Here is a 3,703-nt window from a genome sequence, read left to right on the forward strand (position 1 = left end):
ACGGTGGCGCCCTCCTCGTAGGACACGCACTGCGCCGACAGCTGCAGCGCGAACACCGCGAACACGGCGCGGGCGACCCGGCCGGTGCGGCTACAGGTCACGCGTGACCCCCACCGCCACGATCGCGCCCTCGTCGTGGCGACCGTACAGCGCGTTGACTGCCGGGATGCGGACGTAGGCGTGCACGACCACGTCGGTGATCGGGCTGTAGATCACCTGCGGGGTCACGAACGCGATGAACCCGCCGGTGTCGTCCTCGACCTCGCCCGCCTCGGTCGTGACCGCGTCCCACCGCGCGTCGACGCCGAGCCGGTAGCCGAACCGCGGCGACGGCTGAAACTGCGCCGCCACCGTCGCGCGCAGCGACCGCCCGGCGCGCACGTCGCGGTAGCCGGTGCCCGGGAGCACCGCCAGCGCGCTGGCGTACGCGGACCACGGATCGCGAAAGTACCCGTAGGACGCGCCCACCGCAGCGTCGACCGAGCCGGTGCCGGGCTGTGACTCGATGCGAAACAGGTCCGTGCCCACGGGCGTGTCGAGCTCGGGCCCGGTCGGCAGCTTGACCCGGGCGTCGAGGCCCACCAGGTGTCGCGGCGAGAACGCCCGGTCGCGCCACACGTAGGTGCGCGCGCGCAGGTCGGCGTCGCCGAGGCCGAGCGCGCGCTCGCGGGCGCCGTTGACGTGGGTGACGTCGACGTGAACGAGTGGCACCGTGGCCGACAGCGACAGCCACCACCGCGGCAGGTAGGCGACGGCCAGGTCGAGCCGCCGCTCGGACAGCCGCAGCTCGTCCACGCCCGACACGCCGATCGTGTCGGTGCGGTGACGCAGCTCACCCGACAGCCGGAGCCGGCCCGCGAACGGTTTGCCCAGCCCCATGGTCGTGAGCGTCGGGTCGCCGCACTCGCACACCGCGCACGCGCGCGCGTCGCTCGCGGGCGCGACGACCGCCGCCGCGCCAACGAGCGCGAGCATCGCCGGTGTCCACCGCATCACCTCGTTGGATAGCCGAGCGCGGCGCGACGTGCCTGCGGCATGATGTCGCGGCGCGGCGGAGCGACGTGCCTGCGAAATGATCTCGCGGCGCGGCGGAGCTCCGATCGCGGGCAAGGCAGCCGCCGCCGGCACGGCTTGACGCCCGGCATCGAAACCGCGACGACCGCAGCAAGTGAGTCGGCTTGCCGCGCCAACGTGCGTCCGCCGCCAGCGAATGCGAACGTGGTTACCGGTTCGTCGTCCGCCGACGTCGCGCAGCGGTAGCGCGTCAGCCCGCGACGAGCCGAGTGCGCCCACGCCGGCTGAGTCCCGAACGAGGCTCGTTCGCTGCGGCGCGAATCAACCTCGGTGTGGTCTTTGGGACTGCGCGCCCCGAACCCGGCCACGCCGTGCAGCACCGTGCGCCGGCGAAGCCCTCCTTGCGCAGGCGCTCGACCAGCGCGACGTACAGCGGTTGGCGGTGCTATCGGTCCGACTCGCCGATGAACACCCGCGCCAACACCTGCTCTCCGTCCAGGACGCGCATCGCCTTCCTCCGTGCAGAATCAGCCCAGCAGCCAGCGGGCCGTCGCCCAGCCGAGCAGCGACGCCGCCAGACAGCCGACCACCGTGACCGCCACGTTGACCGCGGCGAGCAGCGGGCTGCCGTCCTGAACCAGCCGCATCGTCTCGTAGCTGAACGTCGAGTAGGTCGTGAACCTGCCCATGACGCCGGTGGTGAGCGCCAGGCGCGCGGCCGGCGACATCGCGGACGCCTCGACGCCGGCGAACATCAGCGCCGCGAGCACGAACGACCCGATCGCGTTGACCGCCAGGGTCCCGTAGGGAACCCCGGCCCGAGCGCACGCAGCGCCCAGCCGGACACGAGCTAGCGCGCGCCGCCGCCGGCCGCGCTGCCGAGGCATAGCCAGAGAAATCGCTCCACCCGTCGCGGCCGCGCCACCTTAGCACGCGGGGCGCGACCGCGTGGCGGCCGTCAGTGATGCGCGGCGCCGGTGTCGGGGCAAAACCGCTCGAACGACACACCCGAGTCGCGCAGCGCGCCGATCGCCAGCGCCGTCGCGCTCATCGGCCAGGTCAGCGGTGCCGCGCAGCGCCCGGTCACGTGGCAGATCGAGTACGCAGTGTTCACCGCCCGGCGCAGGTAGCCGTCGCCGGGGTCGCCGAACTCGATCACGCAGTCTCGTTCGCCGTCGACGTCGGGCCAGCCGGCGGGGCACTCGGCGCCGTCGTGGTGGTCGACCAGCCGCACCTGCATCTTTTTGACGAAGAACATCCGCGTGTTGCGAAGCTCGTCGTAGGCGCGCCGGATCGCGCGCTTGTACGGCCGCCAGTAGCCCTCGGTGATCGATCCTTCGATCGGCAGCGGATCCGGCAGCAGGTCGACGCCCAGCGACACGCCCATCGTGAACCCGTACACGCCGTCGGGAGGGGCGAGGACCTCGGATGGCGCGATGAACCCGTCGCCGTCGCGGTCGACCGCGCTCACGTACGCGCCGGGGTCCAGGCTCACGTAGTCGTCGAGCAACGGCAGACCGATCTCGGCGGTCGCGGTCACGAAGTAGCCGTCCCAGTCCGACACCCCGTGCTCGAACCCGAACGCCGCGCCGACGTAAGCCTGCGCCGAGGCCCCGACGCCCGGCGCGCCGATGCCGGCGCCCGCGTAGCGCGACACGGTCATCTGCTGGTGGTACAGGTCCCAGACGAAGTCGACGCCGCCGAACCCGACGCCGGCGCCGAGCACGCCCTCGCCCTCGACGCCGACGACCAGCCCCATGCGCAGCGCGTCGTCGCCGAACTCGCCCAGCGGTCCGAGCAGCGCACACGGGTCGATGTCGAGCCCGAACAGGTCGGCCTTGCCGGCGCCGAATTCGTCCTGAAACCGCGCGAACTCGTCGGCGAACGCGTCCTTGGCGTCGGCGCCGTCGCCGGTCGCCGTCGCGCACCCGGTCGCGGCCGCCGCCATGGCGACCAGGGTCCCCACCAGCGTTGTCTTCGCAGCCATGTCCGGTGCTCGCAGCAACCGGTGTACCAGGTGTAACGCGACGAGATGACTGGGTGGCGACCGGCAACTCGGCTTGCCAGGCAGCCGATGCGACCGGTCCGAGGGCCGCGCCGACTACCGGACCCGCCCGGCGCTCGCCGGTCGCCACGCTCCCAGCGGGCCGGCCGCCTCGCGCAGCCGCGCGAGTGCCTTGACCTCGATTGGGCGGATCCGCTCGCGGGTGAGGTCGAAGTCGCGGCTGATCGCCGTGAGCGTGCGGCCGCCGCGGCCGTCGAGTCCGAACCGCAGCCGCACGATGCATCGCTCGCGCTCGGGCAGCGCCGCCAGCGCCGGGCCGCCACCGCCGCGGCCAGGTCGCGGTCGCGCACCGCCGCGTCCGGCGGTGGCGTCGCGGTGTCGGCGACGAGGTCGGCCCACGTCGCGCGACCGTCGTCGCCGATGGGGGGCGGGCGGCGGCGCCGAGTCGGTGGCGGCGGCGCGAGCACCCGGCGGCGGTCGCCACCGCGGCCGCGAGCACCCGCCGGAAATCAACCCGGGTGGGGGCGCCGGGGCCGGATCGAAATCAACCCGGGTAAGGGCGCCGCAATCAACCCGAGTAGGGGCGCCGCAATCAACCCGGGTGGGGGCGCCGGGGCCGCGCCGCCAGCGCCGGGCCGCCACCGCCGCGGCCAGGTCGCGGTCGCGCACCGCCGCGTCCGGCGG

The 3,703-nt window shown here is 73.8% G+C and carries 3 protein-coding genes and 1 pseudogene; all 4 read right to left on the reverse strand.

The genetic code is table 11. The features are described 5' to 3' along the window. Positions 1-90: 90 nt before the first annotated feature. The 4 genes and pseudogenes from D6689_22570 to D6689_22585 all read right to left on the reverse strand — a co-directional run bounded on the left by D6689_22570 (position 91) and on the right by D6689_22585 (position 3,688). Positions 91-879, reverse strand: coding sequence for a transporter (locus D6689_22570; protein ID RMH36372.1), 789 nt, complete (start codon positions 877-879; stop codon positions 91-93). A gap of 662 nt (positions 880-1,541) precedes the next feature. Continuing rightward, positions 1,542-1,921, reverse strand: a pseudogene (locus tag D6689_22575) (fluoride efflux transporter CrcB). Between the two features lie 51 nt (positions 1,922-1,972). Then, complete coding sequence (locus D6689_22580; protein ID RMH36370.1) at positions 1,973-2,962, reverse strand: hypothetical protein; 990 nt, start codon at positions 2,960-2,962, stop codon at positions 1,973-1,975. Between the two features lie 153 nt (positions 2,963-3,115). Beyond that, positions 3,116-3,688 carry a hypothetical protein gene (locus D6689_22585; GenBank protein RMH36371.1) on the reverse strand — a complete coding sequence of 191 codons (573 nt, stop codon included), beginning with the start codon at positions 3,686-3,688 and terminating at the stop codon, positions 3,116-3,118. Between the last annotated feature and the right edge of the window lie 15 nt (positions 3,689-3,703).

Source organism: Deltaproteobacteria bacterium (assembly GCA_003696105.1).
Classification (GTDB): Bacteria; Myxococcota_A; Polyangia; order Haliangiales; family J016; genus J016.

Bases quoted from the DNA above. Each gene is read 5' to 3' on its own strand.
- D6689_22580 (RMH36370.1), bottom strand. From the start codon at position 2,962: ATGGCGGCGGCCGCGACCGGGTGCGCGACGGCGACCGGCGACGGCGCC.
- D6689_22570 (RMH36372.1), bottom strand. From the start codon at position 879: ATGGGGCTGGGCAAACCGTTCGCGGGCCGGCTCCGGCTGTCGGGTGAG.